This is a genomic window from Escherichia sp. F1, assembly GCF_046764225.1.
GTDB lineage: Bacteria > Pseudomonadota > Gammaproteobacteria > Enterobacterales > Enterobacteriaceae > Escherichia > Escherichia coli.
On the sequence record NZ_CP177202.1, the window covers coordinates 1,205,146 to 1,225,054 of the forward strand.

General features: G+C 50.9%; 13 protein-coding genes, 1 tRNA gene, 3 rRNA genes and 1 other annotated feature. Of the genes, 10 read left to right on the forward strand and 7 right to left on the reverse strand.

Annotated elements, in window-relative coordinates; genetic code table 11:
• Positions 1 to 38: 38 nt before the first annotated feature.
• Both aroF and tyrA read left to right on the forward strand, forming a co-directional pair.
• Positions 39 to 1,109 (forward strand): 3-deoxy-7-phosphoheptulonate synthase AroF, encoded by a 1,071-nt coding sequence (gene aroF, locus ACK8NJ_RS05800; RefSeq protein ID WP_001168043.1) that lies wholly within the window; start codon positions 39 to 41, stop codon positions 1,107 to 1,109.
• Between the two features lie 10 nt (positions 1,110 to 1,119).
• Positions 1,120 to 2,241 carry a bifunctional chorismate mutase/prephenate dehydrogenase gene (gene tyrA / locus ACK8NJ_RS05805; RefSeq protein WP_000225221.1) on the forward strand — a complete coding sequence of 374 codons (1,122 nt, stop codon included), beginning with the start codon at positions 1,120 to 1,122 and terminating at the stop codon, positions 2,239 to 2,241.
• Positions 2,242 to 2,283: 42 nt separating this feature from the next.
• Here the strand turns inward: tyrA and pheA are convergent, their stop codons facing one another.
• The 5 genes from pheA to bamD form a co-directional block, all read right to left on the reverse strand.
• Entirely contained in the window at positions 2,284 to 3,444 is a 1,161-nt protein-coding gene (gene pheA / locus ACK8NJ_RS05810; protein ID WP_061361407.1) for a bifunctional chorismate mutase/prephenate dehydratase, read from the reverse strand.
• 21 nt (positions 3,445 to 3,465) lie between these two features.
• Positions 3,466 to 3,591 (reverse strand) — a sequence feature (Phe leader region).
• Positions 3,543 to 3,590 (reverse strand): pheA operon leader peptide PheL, encoded by a 48-nt coding sequence (gene pheL, locus ACK8NJ_RS05815; protein WP_001386991.1) that lies wholly within the window; start codon positions 3,588 to 3,590, stop codon positions 3,543 to 3,545. Its footprint overlaps the feature before it by 48 nt.
• Positions 3,592 to 3,693: 102 nt before the next feature.
• Complete coding sequence (gene raiA, locus ACK8NJ_RS05820; protein ID WP_000178456.1) at positions 3,694 to 4,035, reverse strand: ribosome-associated translation inhibitor RaiA; 342 nt, start codon at positions 4,033 to 4,035, stop codon at positions 3,694 to 3,696.
• A gap of 260 nt (positions 4,036 to 4,295) precedes the next feature.
• Complete coding sequence (locus ACK8NJ_RS05825) at positions 4,296 to 5,642, reverse strand: IS4-like element IS4 family transposase (protein ID WP_024195936.1); 1,347 nt, start codon at positions 5,640 to 5,642, stop codon at positions 4,296 to 4,298.
• A gap of 103 nt (positions 5,643 to 5,745) precedes the next feature.
• A complete protein-coding gene (bamD, locus tag ACK8NJ_RS05830; protein WP_000197686.1) occupies positions 5,746 to 6,483 on the reverse strand; it encodes an outer membrane protein assembly factor BamD in 738 nt (245 codons plus the stop codon).
• A gap of 134 nt (positions 6,484 to 6,617) precedes the next feature.
• Here bamD and rluD point away from each other — a divergent pair, with 134 nt between their 5' ends.
• The 8 genes from rluD (at position 6,618) to kgtP (ending at position 18,130) form a co-directional block, all read left to right on the forward strand.
• The gene (gene rluD, locus ACK8NJ_RS05835) at positions 6,618 to 7,598 is read left to right on the forward strand and encodes a 23S rRNA pseudouridine(1911/1915/1917) synthase RluD (protein WP_000079112.1); all 981 of its coding nucleotides are present in this window, start codon (positions 6,618 to 6,620) and stop codon (positions 7,596 to 7,598) included.
• On the forward strand, positions 7,595 to 8,326 hold the full coding sequence (gene yfiH / locus ACK8NJ_RS05840; RefSeq protein ID WP_000040130.1) for a purine nucleoside phosphorylase YfiH: 732 nt from the start codon (positions 7,595 to 7,597) through the stop codon (positions 8,324 to 8,326). The genes rluD and yfiH overlap by 4 nt, the downstream gene beginning before the upstream one ends.
• Positions 8,327 to 8,455: 129 nt before the next feature.
• Positions 8,456 to 11,029, forward strand: a complete 2,574-nt coding sequence (gene clpB, locus ACK8NJ_RS05845) for an ATP-dependent chaperone ClpB (RefSeq protein ID WP_001235102.1) — start codon at positions 8,456 to 8,458, stop codon at positions 11,027 to 11,029.
• A gap of 443 nt (positions 11,030 to 11,472) precedes the next feature.
• Positions 11,473 to 13,014: ribosomal RNA gene (locus tag ACK8NJ_RS05850) — 16S ribosomal RNA — on the forward strand.
• Between the two features lie 85 nt (positions 13,015 to 13,099).
• Positions 13,100 to 13,175, forward strand: a tRNA-Glu gene (locus ACK8NJ_RS05855).
• Positions 13,176 to 13,370: 195 nt separating this feature from the next.
• Positions 13,371 to 16,272: ribosomal RNA gene (locus ACK8NJ_RS05860) — 23S ribosomal RNA — on the forward strand.
• A gap of 96 nt (positions 16,273 to 16,368) precedes the next feature.
• Positions 16,369 to 16,484: ribosomal RNA gene (gene rrf, locus ACK8NJ_RS05865) — 5S ribosomal RNA — on the forward strand.
• The 16S, 23S and 5S rRNA genes sit together here with 1 tRNA gene alongside, the layout of an rRNA operon.
• A 347-nt stretch (positions 16,485 to 16,831) precedes the next feature.
• Positions 16,832 to 18,130, forward strand: a complete 1,299-nt coding sequence (kgtP, locus tag ACK8NJ_RS05870; protein WP_000852132.1) for an alpha-ketoglutarate permease — start codon at positions 16,832 to 16,834, stop codon at positions 18,128 to 18,130.
• Here kgtP and ACK8NJ_RS05875 read toward each other — a convergent pair.
• Both ACK8NJ_RS05875 and pssA read right to left on the reverse strand, forming a co-directional pair.
• Positions 18,127 to 18,450, reverse strand: coding sequence for a YfiM family lipoprotein (locus tag ACK8NJ_RS05875; RefSeq protein WP_001221086.1), 324 nt, complete (start codon positions 18,448 to 18,450; stop codon positions 18,127 to 18,129). The genes kgtP and ACK8NJ_RS05875 overlap by 4 nt on opposite strands.
• Positions 18,451 to 18,495: 45 nt before the next feature.
• Entirely contained in the window at positions 18,496 to 19,851 is a 1,356-nt protein-coding gene (gene pssA, locus ACK8NJ_RS05880; RefSeq protein ID WP_000949265.1) for a CDP-diacylglycerol--serine O-phosphatidyltransferase, read from the reverse strand.
• Between the last annotated feature and the right edge of the window lie 58 nt (positions 19,852 to 19,909).

A 19,909-nucleotide genomic window follows, 5' to 3' on the forward strand; every position in this document is an offset into this window, starting at 1 on the left:
ATCAACTATCGCAAACGAGCATAAACAGGATCGCCATCATGCAAAAAGACGCGCTGAATAACGTACATATTACCGACGAACAGGTTTTAATGACTCCGGAACAACTGAAGGCCGCTTTTCCATTGAGCCTGCAACAAGAAGCCCAGATTGCTGACTCGCGTAAAACCATTTCAGATATTATCGCCGGGCGCGATCCTCGTCTGTTGGTAGTATGTGGTCCTTGTTCCATTCATGATCCGGAAACTGCTCTGGAATATGCTCGTCGATTTAAAGCCCTTGCCGCAGAGGTCAGCGATAGCCTCTATCTGGTAATGCGCGTCTATTTTGAAAAACCCCGTACCACTGTCGGCTGGAAAGGGTTAATTAACGATCCCCATATGGATGGCTCTTTTGATGTAGAAGCCGGGCTGCAGATCGCGCGTAAATTGCTGCTTGAGCTGGTGAATATGGGACTGCCACTGGCGACGGAAGCGTTAGATCCAAATAGCCCGCAATACCTGGGCGATCTGTTTAGCTGGTCAGCAATTGGTGCTCGTACAACGGAATCGCAAACTCACCGTGAAATGGCCTCCGGGCTTTCCATGCCGGTTGGTTTTAAAAACGGCACCGACGGCAGTCTGGCAACAGCAATTAACGCTATGCGCGCCGCCGCCCAGCCGCACCGTTTTGTTGGCATTAACCAGGCAGGGCAGGTGGCGTTGCTACAAACTCAGGGGAATCCGGACGGGCATGTGATCCTGCGCGGTGGTAAAGCGCCGAACTATAGCCCTGCGGATGTTGCGCAATGTGAAAAAGAGATGGAACAGGCGGGACTGCGCCCGTCTCTGATGGTAGATTGCAGCCACGGTAATTCCAATAAAGATTATCGCCGTCAGCCTGCGGTGGCAGAGTCCGTGGTTGCTCAGATCAAAGATGGTAATCGCTCCATTATTGGTCTGATGATTGAAAGTAATATCCACGAAGGTAATCAGTCTTCCGAACAGCCGCGTAGCGAAATGAAATACGGCGTGTCTGTAACCGATGCCTGCATTAGCTGGGAAATGACCGATGCCTTACTGCGTGAGATCCATCATGATCTCAACGGGCAGCTGACGGCTCGCGTGGCTTAAGAGGTTTATTATGGTTGCTGAGTTGACCGCATTACGCGATCAAATTGATGAAGTCGATAAAGCGCTGCTGAATTTATTAGCGAAGCGTCTGGAACTGGTTGCTGAAGTGGGCGAGGTGAAAAGCCGCTTTGGACTGCCTATTTATGTTCCGGAGCGCGAGGCATCTATGTTGGCCTCGCGTCGTGCAGAGGCGGAAGCTCTGGGTGTACCGCCAGATCTGATTGAGGATGTTTTGCGTCGGGTGATGCGTGAATCTTACTCCAGTGAAAACGACAAAGGATTTAAAACACTTTGTCCGTCACTGCGTCCGGTGGTTATCGTCGGCGGTGGCGGTCAGATGGGACGCCTGTTCGAGAAGATGCTGACACTATCGGGTTATCAGGTGCGGATTCTGGAGCAACATGACTGGGATCGAGCGGCTGATATTGTTGCCGATGCCGGAATGGTGATTGTTAGTGTGCCAATCCACGTTACTGAGCAAGTTATCGGCAAATTACCGCCTTTACCGAAAGATTGTATTCTGGTTGATCTGGCATCGGTGAAAAATGGACCATTACAGGCCATGCTGGCGGCGCACGATGGCCCGGTACTGGGTCTACACCCAATGTTCGGTCCGGACAGCGGTAGCCTGGCAAAGCAAGTTGTGGTCTGGTGTGATGGACGTAAGCCGGAAGCATACCAATGGTTTCTGGAGCAAATTCAGGTCTGGGGCGCTCGGTTGCATCGTATTAGCGCCGTCGAGCACGATCAGAATATGGCGTTTATTCAGGCACTGCGCCACTTTGCTACTTTTGCTTACGGGCTGCACCTGGCAGAAGAAAATGTTCAGCTTGAGCAACTTCTGGCGCTCTCTTCGCCGATTTACCGCCTTGAGCTGGCGATGGTCGGGCGACTGTTCGCTCAGGATCCGCAGCTTTATGCCGACATTATTATGTCGTCAGAGCGTAATCTGGCGTTAATCAAACGTTACTATAAGCGTTTCGGCGAGGCGATTGAGTTGCTGGAGCAGGGCGATAAGCAGGCGTTTATTGACAGTTTCCGCAAGGTGGAGCACTGGTTCGGCGATTACGCACAGCGTTTTCAGAGTGAAAGCCGCGTGTTATTGCGTCAGGCGAATGACAATCGCCAGTAATAATCCAGCGCCGGATGATTCACATCATCCGGCACCTTTTCATCAGGTTGGATCAACAGGCACTACGTTCTCACTTGGGTAACAGCCCAATACCTTCATTGAACGGGTGATTTCCCCTAACTCTTTCAATGCTTTTTGCATTTCCGCTGATTCAAGATTGGCCTGAATATCCAGATAAAACATCTCTTCCCACGGATTACCGTGAATCGGGCGTGACTCCAGACGGGTCATAATCAGATTGTGGTTGCGCAGTACCAGCAACGCTTCAACCAGCGCACCAGCTTGTTGCCCGGTCGCCATTAACAACGTCGTTTTCGCTGGAACCTGCTCAGACACGTTAATGGCTTTACGTGCCAACACCACAAATCGGGTGAAGTTTTGTCGCTGATTCGCTTCAATACGCTCCAGTACCTGCAAACCGTACAAAGTGCCGCCAGCTTCGCTTCCCAACGCAGCAACATGCGGTGATTTTGCCTGTGCAACCTTTTCCATTGCCGCAGACGTACTTTCGGTATATTCAATCTTCCAGTGCGGATAACGATTAAGGAATTTGCTGCATTGCTGGAATGGCTGCGGATGGCTGTAGACCGTATTGATGGTGGATAAATCAGTAGTGCCGGAGACCAACAAACAATGGTCGATAGTTAACGTCATCTCGCCAACAATCGACAAACTGGTATGTTGCAGCAGATCGTAAACGTCATTTATGGCACCGGAGCTGGTATTTTCAATCGGTACGACGGCATAGTCGGCCTGGCCGGTTTCCACCTGATTAAAAATATCGGCAAATTTGGCGCAGCCACTTTCAATGAATTGCTCAAAGTGACGGGCAGCATACTGGCGCGCCGCAAGATGGGAATAAGAACCTTTGGGGCCGAGAAAAGCGATGCGTGCTGAGTGCGGATTAATTTTATTGAGATGTTGCTGGAGCAACGCCTGCTGAGTTAATACGGAATCTTCAATAATGAGCTGGAACAGGCGAGTAATGTAATGGGCGTCCAGATGGTGCGCTTTACCGAGCGTAATTAATCTTTCCAGTAAATCGCGTTCACGATCAATATCACGTACCGGGCGATGCGAGAGCAATTTGGCTTTTCCCACCTCGACGGCCAGTTCGCGCCGCTCTGCCAGTAATGCTAATAATTTTTCATCCAGCGCGCTGATTTTCTCTCGCAGCGCCAGTAATGGATTTTCCGATGTCATAGTGTTGCCTTTTTGTTATCAATAAAAAAGGCCCCCCGATTTGGGAGGCCCTATTGTTCGTCTTCGCATTCTGTTTCACACGACGAAACGCCTCCCATTCAGGGGAAGGTAAAAAAGAATGCGAAGAAAAACGGTGTGTGTTTCATGTTTGTTTCCTTAAGTGACTTCAGTACAGTACCCGTACTGTTTTCACGCTGTCAACAAAAAACGCGCCCGAAGGCGCGTTGGCGATACACTCAATATAAAGGACTACTCTTCTTCAACTTCTTCGACGAAGTTGGCGTCTTTCACCGATGTTGCGGCACGACGTGCTTCGCCTTTGTGCTGCAGTTTATTGAGCTGCCGTTCCAGCTTGTTGATCAATTCGTTAATTGCGGTGTACATATCTTCATGTTTACCACTGGCAACCAGAACGCCGTTAGGTGTATTGATTGTGGCGTCAGCAACAAACCCTTGTGGCTCTTTGGACAGAATGATATGTGGATTAATCAGATGTGTTTGCCATTTTTCCAGTTTGGCGAGACGGTCTGCGACATGTTGGCGGATGGCCGGAGTAATTTCCATTTGTTTGCTGGTAATGTTCATTGTCATAAATTTTACCTCTTGTCTTCCCGTCTTGGTGAATTCAGCATACCGTTCCTGATGTCAAAATGTGTGATGGAAATCTCATAATTTTGTCACTTTTTGTCAACGAATCTTTTTTGTGAGAAATCGCAGGAAGAGGTGTTTTTTTACTTGAGGAATATCTCAAAGCGAGCCATATTTGATGAGATCGATAGTGGCTAAATCGCTTCAGTTTCACAACTAACAGAATAAAAAAACGGCAGCTCAAGGGCTGTAATGCCAGTCAGTTAAGCAACTGACTGGCTCTTTTTCGGGGCTGTGGGGTATTTCCAGGGCCTCTCTTTTACCACTCTCGGGAAGGCCCTTTCCCTTCTTGTCGGTAATTTCACAAGTTGTCCCATACTTGCAAGATCGCGCATCAGCTCCGGTATACGTCCCGGTGAAGCGCCCTGCAATGTCATCAGCATTCTCATCACCATTCCGCATGATTCTGAGAAACTCAGTTGATTCGGCCAGTAACCTTTCAGATGTTCCGCCATTTTAATCATCTGATATCTCACCAGATTATAAGCCAGTAAGACACCCCACAGCTCTTGCTCCACAAGCTCCGGCTTTTTACTTCTCAGCGTCAGCCTGCTCAGTTGCATCGTCTGTTTTATCTCCCTGTATCCCAGTTCGATTTCCCAGCGATGACTGTACAGATCCCCCATTTCTCCTCCGGGGAAGCGCATGGCGTCCGTCATCGACGTCAGCAGATGGCAGACTTTTCCTTTGCGCGTCACGGTCAGCAGGCGGGCTGTTACTTCATTTCCCAGTCCCGGCCACTTTTTTCGTGCCTGCGGGCTGGTTTTCAGCTTCACCAGATGATCGCCTTTACCCAGTTTTCTGATCTCTTCATATTGCGCTCCCTTTCTGAGAGGTATCATCCAGTGGCGGTGTTCTCCCGCCAGGCTCCAGGCATTTAACAGTCCCAGTGAGTAATAACCTTTATCCATTAACGTCAGAGTGTTATCGCCGGTTTGTTCTATAAGTTGCTCAGCAAGCTCATTTTCGCTGTTCTTCATCGTGCCGAAGGCTGCAGCCGTCAGCAGATGGCTGGTCAGTTCCATCTGGCAGACCATTTTGACCTGCGGGTAGAGCGCCGGGTTCCCGGCATGTGTCTGGCGGGGGAAGGCTGCATCGTTCTCTGGTGTATCCGGTGTGCGCCAGAACACACCATCGATGGCCAGCAGGGTCAGGCCGCACCAGTGCGGATGCGGCGTGGCGTTATGCCAGAGCTGCGCTGTTTTCGTGAACACGCGGCGGACAGCCTCACTTCCCAGGCGCTGGCGGGCCTGAATAACGGCACTGGGGGCAACGAAGGGGCGATTGCCTGGCAGCATGATGTCCAGGCGATTCACAATCTGGTGAAGAGGTTCTTTACGCTCAAGCGCCATGCCAACAATACACCAGACCATCATTTCGAGGGGAAGACGGCGCTTGCGTAGCGTTACAGTACCTGATTCGGCAAGGCAACGAGAGATGAGTTCGGGGTCGAGGTAATCCCCCAGAGAAGTCAGTGGGTTACGCAGAGAATCGTAACGGGATACCAGATCAAGAGCCTGTCCAATGTGCATAAAAAAATCCGGAAACAAGTGAGCGTTTCCGGATTCTTACACAGCCACTGGATCGGTCAACTGATCCTTAACTGATCGGCATTACAGCTCAAGGGCTGCCGTTTTGTGTTTCAGGTTTTTGTTATGTATTGCTGCTGTTTGCAGCGATGATTTTCGCTACTTTTTCAGCTTGCGCATTCATCTGCATCTGACGGTATGCATTTTCCATCAGCGGCAGCGCATCACGCGTAGCCTGGGTATCCGGGTAGTCGCGCAACATGCCTTCTACGCGGTTAACGACGGCAACCCATGCACCACGTTCTGTATAATACTCGGCAACGGAGTATTCATATTTCGCCAGACGATCTTTCAGGAATACCAGACGTTTGGTGGCATCGGTGGTGTACTGACTGTTCGGATAGCCGCGCACCAGTTTGGAAAAGTCACTAAACGCAGCTCGTGCATGTTGAGGATCGCGATCGCTACGATCGACGCCAAAGAACCCTTGCAGCGCACTGTCATCCAGCGCCATATTGGTCAGGCCACGCATGTACATGACATAATCGATATTCGGATGGGTCGGGTTAAGGCGAATAAAACGATCGATGGCAGCCTGTGCTAACGGCAAATCGGCGTTTTTATAGTAGGCGTAGATGAGATCCAGCTGCACCTGCTGCGAATACGGACCAAACGGATAGCGATTATCTAACGCTTCCAGTTGCGTTATTGCCTGTCTCCAGTTACCGTCCTGCAGCTTTTGTTGTGCAGTCGCGTAAATTTCATTTGGCGGATTATCAGGTACTTCTTCCTTTGACCCCGAGCAACCCGCCAAAAACAGGCTTAGTGTGGCGGCTGCCACCAGATATTTCATGCGCGTCATGACGTTTTGACTTTCCTCAAAATGTAATACGGGAGATTCTCTGTTCCTGCTCCCGGTTAAGACCAGCTACAATAGCACACTATATTAAACGGCAAAGCCGTAAAACCCCAACGATAAACGAAGAAGCAGTATATATGGCACAACGAGTACAGCTCACTGCAACGGTGTCCGAAAACCAACTCGGTCAACGCTTAGATCAGGCTTTGGCCGAAATGTTCCCGGATTATTCACGTTCGCGGATAAAAGAATGGATCCTCGACCAGCGCGTGCTGGTTAACGGCAAAGTTTGTGATAAGCCGAAAGAAAAAGTATTGGGTGGCGAGCAGGTTGCCATCAACGCTGAGATTGAAGAAGAAGCGCGTTTTGAACCGCAGGATATCCCGCTGGATATCGTCTATGAAGATGAAGATATCATCGTCATTAATAAACCACGCGACCTGGTGGTACATCCTGGCGCGGGTAACCCGGATGGTACGGTACTGAATGCGTTGCTTCATTACTATCCGCCCATTGCCGATGTACCGCGTGCGGGCATCGTCCATCGTCTGGATAAAGACACCACCGGCCTGATGGTTGTGGCAAAAACCGTTCCGGCTCAGACGCGTTTAGTCGAATCTTTGCAACGGCGTGAAATTACTCGTGAGTATGAAGCGGTGGCAATTGGTCATATGACCGCTGGCGGTACAGTAGATGAACCAATCAGCCGCCACCCGACCAAACGTACTCACATGGCGGTGCATCCGATGGGTAAACCGGCGGTCACTCACTATCGCATCATGGAACACTTCCGTGTGCACACGCGTCTGCGGTTGCGTCTGGAAACCGGACGTACGCACCAGATCCGCGTGCATATGGCCCATATCACTCATCCGCTGGTGGGCGATCCGGTTTATGGTGGCCGTCCGCGTCCGCCAAAAGGTGCTTCGGAAGCGTTTATCTCCACGCTGCGTAAGTTTGACCGCCAGGCGCTACATGCAACCATGCTGCGTCTTTATCACCCGATCTCCGGCATCGAAATGGAATGGCATGCGCCTATTCCACAAGATATGGTGGAGCTGATTGAGGTGATGCGCGCCGATTTCGAAGAGCATAAAGATGAAGTGGACTGGTTATGAGTAAGCTGATTGTCCCGCAGTGGCCCCTGCCAAAAGGTGTTGCGGCCTGTAGCTCTACTCGTATCGGCGGCGTGAGCTTGCCCCCGTATGACTCGCTCAACCTCGGTGCTCATTGTGGCGATAACCCGGATCACGTTGAGGAGAATCGCAAGCGACTTTTTGCTGCGGGCAATTTGCCTTCTAAACCGGTCTGGCTTGAGCAGGTACACGGCAAAGATGTGCTTAAGCTTACTGGCGAACCTTATGCCTCAAAACGAGCAGATGCCTCTTATAGCAATACGCCCGGCACGGTTTGCGCAGTGATGACTGCCGACTGCCTCCCTGTGCTGTTTTGCAATCGAGCGGGAACGGAAGTCGCCGCCGCTCATGCTGGCTGGCGTGGACTGTGCGCAGGCGTGTTGGAAGAGACAGTTTCCTGTTTTGCTGATAATCCAGAAAATATTCTCGCCTGGTTAGGGCCGGCAATTGGTCCACGCGCGTTTGAAGTGGGGGCGGAGGTTCGCGAGGCGTTTATGGCAGTAGACGCCGAAGCGAGTACAGCTTTCATTCAGCATGGTGATAAGTATCTGGCGGACATTTATCAGCTTGCCCGGCAGCGTCTGGCGAGCGTTGGTGTTGAACAAATTTTCGGCGGCGACCGTTGTACATATACGGAAAATGAGACTTTCTTCTCTTATCGTCGCGACAAGACCACCGGTCGTATGGCAAGTTTCATTTGGCTGATATAACCTAAAGAATCAAGACGATCCGGTACGCGTGATTTTCTTTTCACATTAATCTGGTCAATAACCTTGAATAATTGAGGGATGACCTCATTTAATCTCCAGTAGCAACTTTGATCCGTTATGGGAGGAGTTATGCGTCTGGATCGTCTTACTAATAAATTCCAGCTTGCTCTTGCCGATGCCCAATCACTTGCACTCGGGCACGACAACCAATTCATCGAACCACTTCATTTAATGAGCGCCCTGCTGAATCAGGAAGGGGGTTCGGTTAGTCCTTTATTAACATCCGCTGGCATTAATGCTGGCCAGTTGCGCACAGATATCAATCAGGCATTAAATCGTTTACCACAGGTTGAAGGTACTGGTGGTGATGTCCAGCCATCACAGGATCTGGTGCGCGTTCTTAATCTTTGCGACAAGCTGGCGCAAAAACGTGGTGATAACTTTATCTCGTCAGAACTGTTCGTTCTGGCGGCACTTGAGTCTCGCGGCACGCTGGCCGACATCCTGAAAGCAGCAGGGGCGACCACCGCCAACATTACTCAAGCGATTGAACAAATGCGTGGAGGTGAAAGCGTGAACGATCAAGGTGCTGAAGACCAACGTCAGGCTTTGAAAAAATATACCATCGACCTTACCGAACGAGCCGAACAGGGCAAACTCGATCCGGTGATTGGTCGTGATGAAGAAATTCGCCGTACCATTCAGGTGCTGCAACGTCGTACTAAAAATAACCCGGTACTGATTGGTGAACCAGGCGTCGGTAAAACTGCCATCGTTGAAGGTCTGGCGCAGCGTATCATCAACGGCGAAGTGCCGGAAGGGTTGAAAGGCCGCCGCGTACTGGCGCTGGATATGGGCGCGCTGGTGGCTGGGGCGAAATATCGCGGTGAGTTTGAAGAACGTTTAAAAGGCGTACTTAACGATCTTGCTAAACAGGAAGGCAACGTCATCCTGTTTATCGACGAATTACATACCATGGTCGGCGCGGGTAAAGCCGATGGCGCAATGGACGCCGGAAACATGCTGAAACCGGCGCTGGCGCGTGGTGAATTGCACTGCGTAGGTGCCACGACGCTTGACGAATATCGCCAGTACATCGAAAAAGATGCTGCGCTGGAACGTCGTTTCCAGAAAGTGTTTGTTGCCGAGCCTTCTGTTGAAGATACCATTGCGATTCTGCGTGGCCTGAAAGAACGTTACGAGCTGCACCACCATGTGCAAATTACTGACCCGGCAATTGTTGCAGCGGCGACGTTGTCTCATCGCTACATTGCTGACCGTCAGCTGCCAGATAAAGCCATCGACCTGATCGATGAGGCAGCATCCAGCATTCGTATGCAGATTGACTCAAAACCAGAAGAACTCGACCGACTCGATCGCCGTATCATCCAGCTTAAACTGGAACAACAGGCGTTAATGAAAGAGTCTGATGAAGCCAGTAAAAAACGCCTGGATATGCTCAACGAAGAACTGAGCGACAAAGAACGTCAGTACTCCGAGTTAGAAGAAGAGTGGAAAGCAGAGAAAGCATCGCTTTCTGGTACACAGACCATTAAAGCGGAACTGGAACAGGCGAAAATCGCTATTGAACAGGCTCGCCGTGTGGGTGACCTGGCGCGGATGTCTGAACTGCAATACGGCAAAATCCCGGAACTGGAAAAGCAACTGGAAGCCGCAACGCAGCTCGAAGGCAAAACTATGCGTCTGTTGCGTAATAAAGTGACCGACGCCGAAATTGCTGAAGTGCTGGCGCGTTGGACGGGGATTCCGGTTTCTCGCATGATGGAAAGCGAGCGCGAAAAACTGCTGCGTATGGAGCAAGAGCTGCACCATCGCGTTATTGGTCAGAACGAAGCGGTTGATGCGGTATCTAACGCTATTCGTCGTAGCCGCGCAGGGCTTGCTGACCCGAATCGCCCGATTGGTTCATTCCTGTTCCTCGGCCCAACCGGTGTGGGGAAAACTGAGCTTTGTAAGGCGCTGGCGAACTTTATGTTTGATAGCGACGAGGCGATGGTCCGTATCGATATGTCCGAGTTTATGGAGAAACACTCGGTGTCTCGTCTGGTTGGTGCGCCTCCGGGATATGTCGGTTATGAAGAAGGTGGCTACCTGACCGAAGCGGTGCGTCGTCGTCCGTATTCCGTCATCCTGCTGGATGAAGTGGAAAAAGCGCATCCGGATGTCTTCAACATTCTGTTGCAGGTACTGGATGATGGTCGTCTGACTGACGGGCAGGGGAGAACGGTCGACTTCCGTAATACGGTTGTCATTATGACCTCTAACCTCGGTTCCGATTTGATTCAGGAACGCTTCGGTGAACTGGATTATGCGCACATGAAAGAGCTGGTGCTCGGTGTGGTAAGCCATAACTTCCGTCCGGAATTCATTAACCGTATTGATGAAGTGGTGGTCTTCCATCCGCTGGGTGAACAGCACATTGCCTCGATTGCGCAGATTCAGTTGAAACGTCTGTATAAACGTCTGGAAGAACGTGGTTATGAAATCCACATTTCTGACGAGGCGCTGAAACTGCTGAGCGAGAACGGTTACGATCCGGTCTATGGCGCACGTCCTCTGAAACGTGCAATTCAGCAGCAGATTGAAAACCCGCTGGCACAGCAAATACTGTCTGGTGAATTGGTTCCGGGTAAAGTGATTCGCCTGGAAGTTAATGAAGACCGGATTGTCGCCGTCCAGTAAATGATAAAACGAGCCCTTCGGGGCTCGTTTTTGTCTATAAGTTAGACGGAAAAGACTATATTTAAGATGTTTTGCCTGAAAAACGAGCGAACGATAAAGTTTTTATATTTTTCGCTTGTCAGGCCGGAATAACTCCCTATAATGCGCCACCACTGACACGGAACAACGGCAAACACGCCGCCGGGTCAGCGGGGTTCTCCTGAGAATTCCGGCAGAGAAAGCAAAAATAAATGCTTGACTCTGTAGCGGGAAAGCGTATTATGCACGCCCCGCGCCGCTGAGAAAAAGCGAAGCGGCACTGCTCTTTAACAATTTATCAGACAATCTGTGTGGGCACTCGAAGATACGGATTCTTAACGTCGCAAGACGAAAAATGAATACCAAGTCTCAAGAGTGAACACGTAATTCATTACGAAGTTTAATTCTTTGAGCATCAAACTTTTAAATTGAAGAGTTTGATCATGGCTCAGATTGAACGCTGGCGGCAGGCCTAACACATGCAAGTCGAACGGTAACAGGAATCAGCTTGCTGATTTGCTGACGAGTGGCGGACGGGTGAGTAATGTCTGGGAAACTGCCTGATGGAGGGGGATAACTACTGGAAACGGTAGCTAATACCGCATAACGTCGCAAGACCAAAGAGGGGGACCTTCGGGCCTCTTGCCATCGGATGTGCCCAGATGGGATTAGCTAGTAGGTGGGGTAACGGCTCACCTAGGCGACGATCCCTAGCTGGTCTGAGAGGATGACCAGCCACACTGGAACTGAGACACGGTCCAGACTCCTACGGGAGGCAGCAGTGGGGAATATTGCACAATGGGCGCAAGCCTGATGCAGCCATGCCGCGTGTATGAAGAAGGCCTTCGGGTTGTAAAGTACTTTCAGCGGGGAGGAAGGGAGTAAAGTTAATACCTTTGCTCATTGACGTTACCCGCAGAAGAAGCACCGGCTAACTCCGTGCCAGCAGCCGCGGTAATACGGAGGGTGCAAGCGTTAATCGGAATTACTGGGCGTAAAGCGCACGCAGGCGGTTTGTTAAGTCAGATGTGAAATCCCCGGGCTCAACCTGGGAACTGCATCTGATACTGGCAAGCTTGAGTCTCGTAGAGGGGGGTAGAATTCCAGGTGTAGCGGTGAAATGCGTAGAGATCTGGAGGAATACCGGTGGCGAAGGCGGCCCCCTGGACGAAGACTGACGCTCAGGTGCGAAAGCGTGGGGAGCAAACAGGATTAGATACCCTGGTAGTCCACGCCGTAAACGATGTCGACTTGGAGGTTGTGCCCTTGAGGCGTGGCTTCCGGAGCTAACGCGTTAAGTCGACCGCCTGGGGAGTACGGCCGCAAGGTTAAAACTCAAATGAATTGACGGGGGCCCGCACAAGCGGTGGAGCATGTGGTTTAATTCGATGCAACGCGAAGAACCTTACCTGGTCTTGACATCCACGGAAGTTTTCAGAGATGAGAATGTGCCTTCGGGAACCGTGAGACAGGTGCTGCATGGCTGTCGTCAGCTCGTGTTGTGAAATGTTGGGTTAAGTCCCGCAACGAGCGCAACCCTTATCCTTTGTTGCCAGCGGTCCGGCCGGGAACTCAAAGGAGACTGCCAGTGATAAACTGGAGGAAGGTGGGGATGACGTCAAGTCATCATGGCCCTTACGACCAGGGCTACACACGTGCTACAATGGCGCATACAAAGAGAAGCGACCTCGCGAGAGCAAGCGGACCTCATAAAGTGCGTCGTAGTCCGGATTGGAGTCTGCAACTCGACTCCATGAAGTCGGAATCGCTAGTAATCGTGGATCAGAATGCCACGGTGAATACGTTCCCGGGCCTTGTACACACCGCCCGTCACACCATGGGAGTGGGTTGCAAAAGAAGTAGGTAGCTTAACCTTCGGGAGGGCGCTTACCACTTTGTGATTCATGACTGGGGTGAAGTCGTAACAAGGTAACCGTAGGGGAACCTGCGGTTGGATCACCTCCTTACCTTAAAGAAGCGTACTTTGCAGTGCTCACACAGATTGTCTGATAGAAAGTGAAAAGCAAGGCGTCTTGCGAAGCAGACTGATACGTCCCCTTCGTCTAGAGGCCCAGGACACCGCCCTTTCACGGCGGTAACAGGGGTTCGAATCCCCTAGGGGACGCCACTTGCTGGTTTGTGAGTGAAAGTCACCTGCCTTAATATCTCAAAACTCAACTTCGGGTGATGTTTGAGATATTTGCTCTTTAAAAATCTGGATCAAGCTGAAAATTGAAACACTGAATAGTCGAAAGATTATTCGTGAGTCTCTCAAATTTTCGCAACACGATGATGAATCGAAAGAAACATCTTCGGGTTGTGAGGTTAAGCGACTAAGCGTACACGGTGGATGCCCTGGCAGTCAGAGGCGATGAAGGACGTGATAATCTGCGATAAGCGTCGGTAAGGTGATATGAACCGTTATAACCGGCGATTTCCGAATGGGGAAACCCAGTGTGATTCGTCACACTATCATTAACTGAATCCATAGGTTAATGAGGCGAACCGGGGGAACTGAAACATCTAAGTACCCCGAGGAAAAGAAATCAACCGAGATTCCCCCAGTAGCGGCGAGCGAACGGGGAGCAGCCCAGAGCCTGAATCAGTGTGTGTGTTAGTGGAAGCGTCTGGAAAGGCGCGCGATACAGGGTGACAGCCCCGTACACAAAAATGCACATGCTGTGAGCTCGATGAGTAGGGCGGGACACGTGGTATCCTGTCTGAATATGGGGGGACCATCCTCCAAGGCTAAATACTCCTGACTGACCGATAGTGAACCAGTACCGTGAGGGAAAGGCGAAAAGAACCCCGGCGAGGGGAGTGAAAAAGAACCTGAAACCGTGTACGTACAAGCAGTGGGAGCCTCTTTATGGGGTGACTGCGTACCTTTTGTATAATGGGTCAGCGACTTATATTCTGTAGCAAGGTTAACCGAATAGGGGAGCCGAAGGGAAACCGAGTCTTAACTGGGCGTTAAGTTGCAGGGTATAGACCCGAAACCCGGTGATCTAGCCATGGGCAGGTTGAAGGTTGGGTAACACTAACTGGAGGACCGAACCGACTAATGTTGAAAAATTAGCGGATGACTTGTGGCTGGGGGTGAAAGGCCAATCAAACCGGGAGATAGCTGGTTCTCCCCGAAAGCTATTTAGGTAGCGCCTCGTGAATTCATCTCCGGGGGTAGAGCACTGTTTCGGCAAGGGGGTCATCCCGACTTACCAACCCGATGCAAACTGCGAATACCGGAGAATGTTATCACGGGAGACACACGGCGGGTGCTAACGTCCGTCGTGAAGAGGGAAACAACCCAGACCGCCAGCTAAGGTCCCAAAGTCATGGTTAAGTGGGAAACGATGTGGGAAGGCCCAGACAGCCAGGATGTTGGCTTAGAAGCAGCCATCATTTAAAGAAAGCGTAATAGCTCACTGGTCGAGTCGGCCTGCGCGGAAGATGTAACGGGGCTAAACCATGCACCGAAGCTGCGGCAGCGACACTATGTGTTGTTGGGTAGGGGAGCGTTCTGTAAGCCTGTGAAGGTGGCCTGTGAGGGTTGCTGGAGGTATCAGAAGTGCGAATGCTGACATAAGTAACGATAAAGCGGGTGAAAAGCCCGCTCGCCGGAAGACCAAGGGTTCCTGTCCAACGTTAATCGGGGCAGGGTGAGTCGACCCCTAAGGCGAGGCCGAAAGGCGTAGTCGATGGGAAACAGGTTAATATTCCTGTACTTGGTGTTACTGCGAAGGGGGGACGGAGAAGGCTATGTTGGCCGGGCGACGGTTGTCCCGGTTTAAGCGTGTAGGCTGGTTTTCCAGGCAAATCCGGAAAATCAAGGCTGAGGCGTGATGACGAGGCACTACGGTGCTGAAGCAACAAATGCCCTGCTTCCAGGAAAAGCCTCTAAGCATCAGGTAACATCAAATCGTACCCCAAACCGACACAGGTGGTCAGGTAGAGAATACCAAGGCGCTTGAGAGAACTCGGGTGAAGGAACTAGGCAAAATGGTGCCGTAACTTCGGGAGAAGGCACGCTGATATGTAGATGAAGCGACTTGCTCGTGGAGCTGAAATCAGTCGAAGATACCAGCTGGCTGCAACTGTTTATTAAAAACACAGCACTGTGCAAACACGAAAGTGGACGTATACGGTGTGACGCCTGCCCGGTGCCGGAAGGTTAATTGATGGGGTTAGCGCAAGCGAAGCTCTTGATCGAAGCCCCGGTAAACGGCGGCCGTAACTATAACGGTCCTAAGGTAGCGAAATTCCTTGTCGGGTAAGTTCCGACCTGCACGAATGGCGTAATGATGGCCAGGCTGTCTCCACCCGAGACTCAGTGAAATTGAACTCGCTGTGAAGATGCAGTGTACCCGCGGCAAGACGGAAAGACCCCGTGAACCTTTACTATAGCTTGACACTGAACATTGAGCCTTGATGTGTAGGATAGGTGGGAGGCTTTGAAGTGTGGACGCCAGTCTGCATGGAGCCGACCTTGAAATACCACCCTTTAATGTTTGATGTTCTAACGTTGGCCCCTGATCGGGGTTGCGGACAGTGTCTGGTGGGTAGTTTGACTGGGGCGGTCTCCTCCTAAAGAGTAACGGAGGAGCACGAAGGTTGGCTAATCCTGGTCGGACATCAGGAGGTTAGTGCAATGGCATAAGCCAGCTTGGCTGCGAGCGTGACGGCGCGAGCAGGTGCGAAAGCAGGTCATAGTGATCCGGTGGTTCTGAATGGAAGGGCCATCGCTCAACGGATAAAAGGTACTCCGGGGATAACAGGCTGATACCGCCCAAGAGTTCATATCGACGGCGGTGTTTGGCACCTCGATGTCGGCTCATCACATCCTGGGGCTGAAGTAGGTCCCAAGGGTATGGCTGTTCGCCATTTAAAGTGGTACGCGAGCTGGGTTTAGAACGTCGTGAGACAGTTCGGTCCCTATCTGCCGTGGGCGCTGGAGAACTGAGGGGGGCTGCTCCTAGTACGAGAGGACCGGAGTGGACGCATCACTGGTGTTCGGGTTGTCATGCCAATGGCACTGCCCGGTAGCTAAATGCGGAAGAGATAAGTGCTGAAAGCATCTAAGCACGAAACTTGCCCCGAGATGAGTTCTCCCTGAGACTTTAAGTCTCCTGAAGGAACGTTGAAGACGACGACGTTGATAGGCCGGGTGTGTAAGCGCAGCGATGCGTTGAGCTAACCGGTACTAATGAACCGTGAGGCTTAACCTTACAACGCCGAAGGTGTTTTGGCGGATTGAGAGAAGATTTTCAGCCTGATACAGATTAAATTAACCGGCGACAAGCGGGTTAATAAAACAGAATTTGCCTGGCGGCCTTAGCGCGGTGGTCCCACCTGACCCCATGCCGAACTCAGAAGTGAAACGCCGTAGCGCCGATGGTAGTGTGGGGTCTCCCCATGCGAGAGTAGGGAACTGCCAGGCATCAAATTAAGCGAAAGGCCATCCGTCAGGATGGCCTTTTTGCGTTGGTGAAAAAAATGCCGGATGCGACGCTGGCGCGTCTTATCCAGCTTACGCAGGCACGATAGGGGGCAGCTTATTCCTCCACATACGCCAGCGAATACGGCTTCCCCAACTTGCTCACTTCCATATGTGTCCTCCTTACCAGAAATCTATCCTTAAGCTCCTTAATAACCATTTTCCTGCTAACTAAATTCATGGTTAAGGTTGCATAATGGTGCGCAACAAATGTATAACATTTTCTTTACCAAAAAAATAAACAACAGCGACCGACAAAAGCATCGGATTACGGCAGGAGATATAATGGCATGGCTGAAAGTACTGTAACGGCAGACAGCAAACTGACAAGTAGTGATACTCGTCGCCGCATTTGGTCAATTGTGGGGGCCTCTTCAGGTAATCTGGTCGAGTGGTTCGATTTCTATGTCTACTCGTTCTGTTCACTCTACTTCGCCCACATCTTCTTCCCTTCCGGGAACACGACGACTCAACTACTGCAAACAGCAGGTGTTTTTGCTGCGGGATTTCTGATGCGCCCGATAGGCGGTTGGCTATTTGGCCGCATAGCCGATAAACATGGTCGCAAAAAATCGATGCTGTTATCGGTGTGTATGATGTGTTTCGGCTCACTGGTTATCGCCTGTTTGCCAGGCTACGAAACAATCGGTACCTGGGCTCCGGCATTATTGCTTCTTGCTCGTTTATTCCAGGGATTATCCGTTGGCGGAGAATATGGCACCAGCGCCACCTATATGAGTGAAGTTGCCGTTGAAGGGCGCAAAGGTTTTTACGCATCATTTCAGTATGTGACGTTGATCGGCGGGCAATTGCTAGCTCTACTGGTTGTCGTGGTTTTACAACACACCATGGAAGACGCTGCACTCAGAGAGTGGGGATGGCGTATTCCTTTCGCGTTAGGAGCTGTGTTAGCTGTTGTGGCGTTGTGGTTACGTCGTCAGTTAGATGAAACTTCACAACAAGAAACACGCGCTTTAAAAGAAGCTGGATCTCTGAAAGGATTATGGCGCAATCGCCGTGCATTCATCATGGTTCTCGGTTTTACCGCTGCGGGCTCCCTTTGTTTCTATACCTTCACCACTTATATGCAGAAGTATCTGGTAAATACTGCGGGAATGCATGCCAACGTGGCGAGTGGCATTATGACTGCCGCATTGTTTGTATTCATGCTTATTCAACCACTTATTGGCGCGCTGTCGGATAAGATTGGTCGTCGTACCTCAATGTTATGTTTCGGTTCGCTGGCAACCATTTTTACCGTTCCTATTCTCTCAGCATTGCAGAACGTTTCTTCGCCTTATGCCGCTTTTGGTCTGGTGATGTGCGCCCTGCTGATAGTGAGTTTTTATACTTCAATCAGTGGAATACTGAAGGCTGAGATGTTCCCGGCACAGGTTCGCGCATTAGGCGTTGGTCTGTCATATGCGGTCGCCAATGCTATATTTGGTGGCTCAGCAGAGTATGTAGCGTTGTCGCTGAAATCAATAGGAATGGAAACAGCCTTCTTCTGGTATGTGACCTTGATGGCCGTGGTGGCGTTTCTGGTTTCTTTGATGCTACATCGCAAAGGGAAGGGGATGCGCCTTTAATTATGCGCCAACTGCCAGACGGTATAGCCAGTAGTTGCACCGGCGACATCCCAGGTAAAATCTTTCCAGCTCCAGCCGCTCCCCTCGGGGCGGCTATCCCAAAGTTCTTTTGACGCGCCCAGCCCAACAGAGAACATCAGCCCGAAAGTGGCACTGCGATCGCGACTCATCCCCTGATGCTGTGCATATTCATTTCCGGCGGCGGAAAGCATCGCCGAGGCGATAAAGTGTTGAGCTTTATCCTGCCCGCTCCAGCTATCGTTAGCCATATGGCTGCATCCAGAAAGTAACAATAGCGAGCAGACAAAAAGAATACGCAAAACGTGGCCTCCAAAAAACAAACCCCGTACAGGACGGGGTTGTGATTACAGGATGCGGCTAATTAATCGGTCGATGCGGATACGGCGCAAACGGCGGATGAGTTTACGAACCTTCACCGGATAATCGGCAATACTTTGCAGATCGCGATAGTGCTTAACGATGGTGGTATGCTCGCGGATCAGCTCCAGTTCTTTCTCTCGCTGCGGCGCAAGCTCCAGTTGTGGATCGTGGATCAAAATGGCGTTTTCCAGATCCAGACGCCAGGCGCGCGGGTTCAGGTTATTACCGGTGATCAACATCCACTTATCATCAACCCACATCCCTTTCAGGTGATAGGTGTTGTCGTCATCTTTCCATAACCGAACCACTAGCTGGTCAGTATTGACGTAATACTGCAAACGGCTCAGGAAACGACGCAGATTGATCTCATAGAGATAAGGCAATGCGCCAATTATCTTGAAAGGTTCATCTTCCGGAATGTAGAAGTCGTTCGCGGTTTTATCACCAACAATAATTTCGACCTTTTTCCCTTCGCGCAGCAACTGGATAATATTGCGCACAAGGATTGCTGGCAGGTTGAAGTATGGCGTACAGATGGTTAGTTTCTGCTCGGCACAAGGCATAAGATGGAAAATGGTCTTGTTCAACAGACTCGATTTCCCCAGCCCCACTAGCGGCGTTACGGAAAGCTGATCGTTGTCGGCATCGCCCTGGAAATGATAAGCGGCATCACGCAGCTCCTGGCGGAACAGGCGAATGTCGTTCTTGATTTCCGGGCTTTTTGGCCGATTAACATCATCCAGACGATTAACGCCGCGGCCATTCATAATATTCTGTGTAACCCATTCAAACATAATGTCTGACATCTTACGGTTACGGATCAGATGATAACGGTCGTAGCGATATTTATCGTGCTGATGCAGGTAAACATCGTTCAGGCTGGCACCGCTATAAAGTACGCTATCGTCGATGATAAAGCCTTTAAAGTGCAGAACACCAAGGGCTTCACGGGTATTGATTGGCACGCCATAAACCGGAACATCTACGCCCGGATTTTCCTGCGCCATGCGGCAGTACCAGTCAGCGTTAGTGTTAGATGCCGCAGCGCCAATGCGTCCACGTTGTGCACGATGCCAGTCGACCAGCACCCGCACATCCAGTTCCGGACGCTGCCTTTTAGCCTCATACAACGCGTTCAGAATGCCTTTGCCACCGTCATCCTGTTCGAGATACAGGGCGACAATGCAAATGCGCTGCTTCGCGCTGGCTATTTTTTCCAGCAGCGTCTCCCGGAAGTCGGCGGGAGCGTAAAAGAAATCGACATCATCAACTGATTGAGAAATCTTGGGTAGTTGGGCAAGGTGTTGTTGATGTTTATTACGCTTAAATTTTGACAACATCACAGTGCATTTCTTCTCTGTTCATTGAAGGGTCCTCTGTGCAATGCAGACGACATAA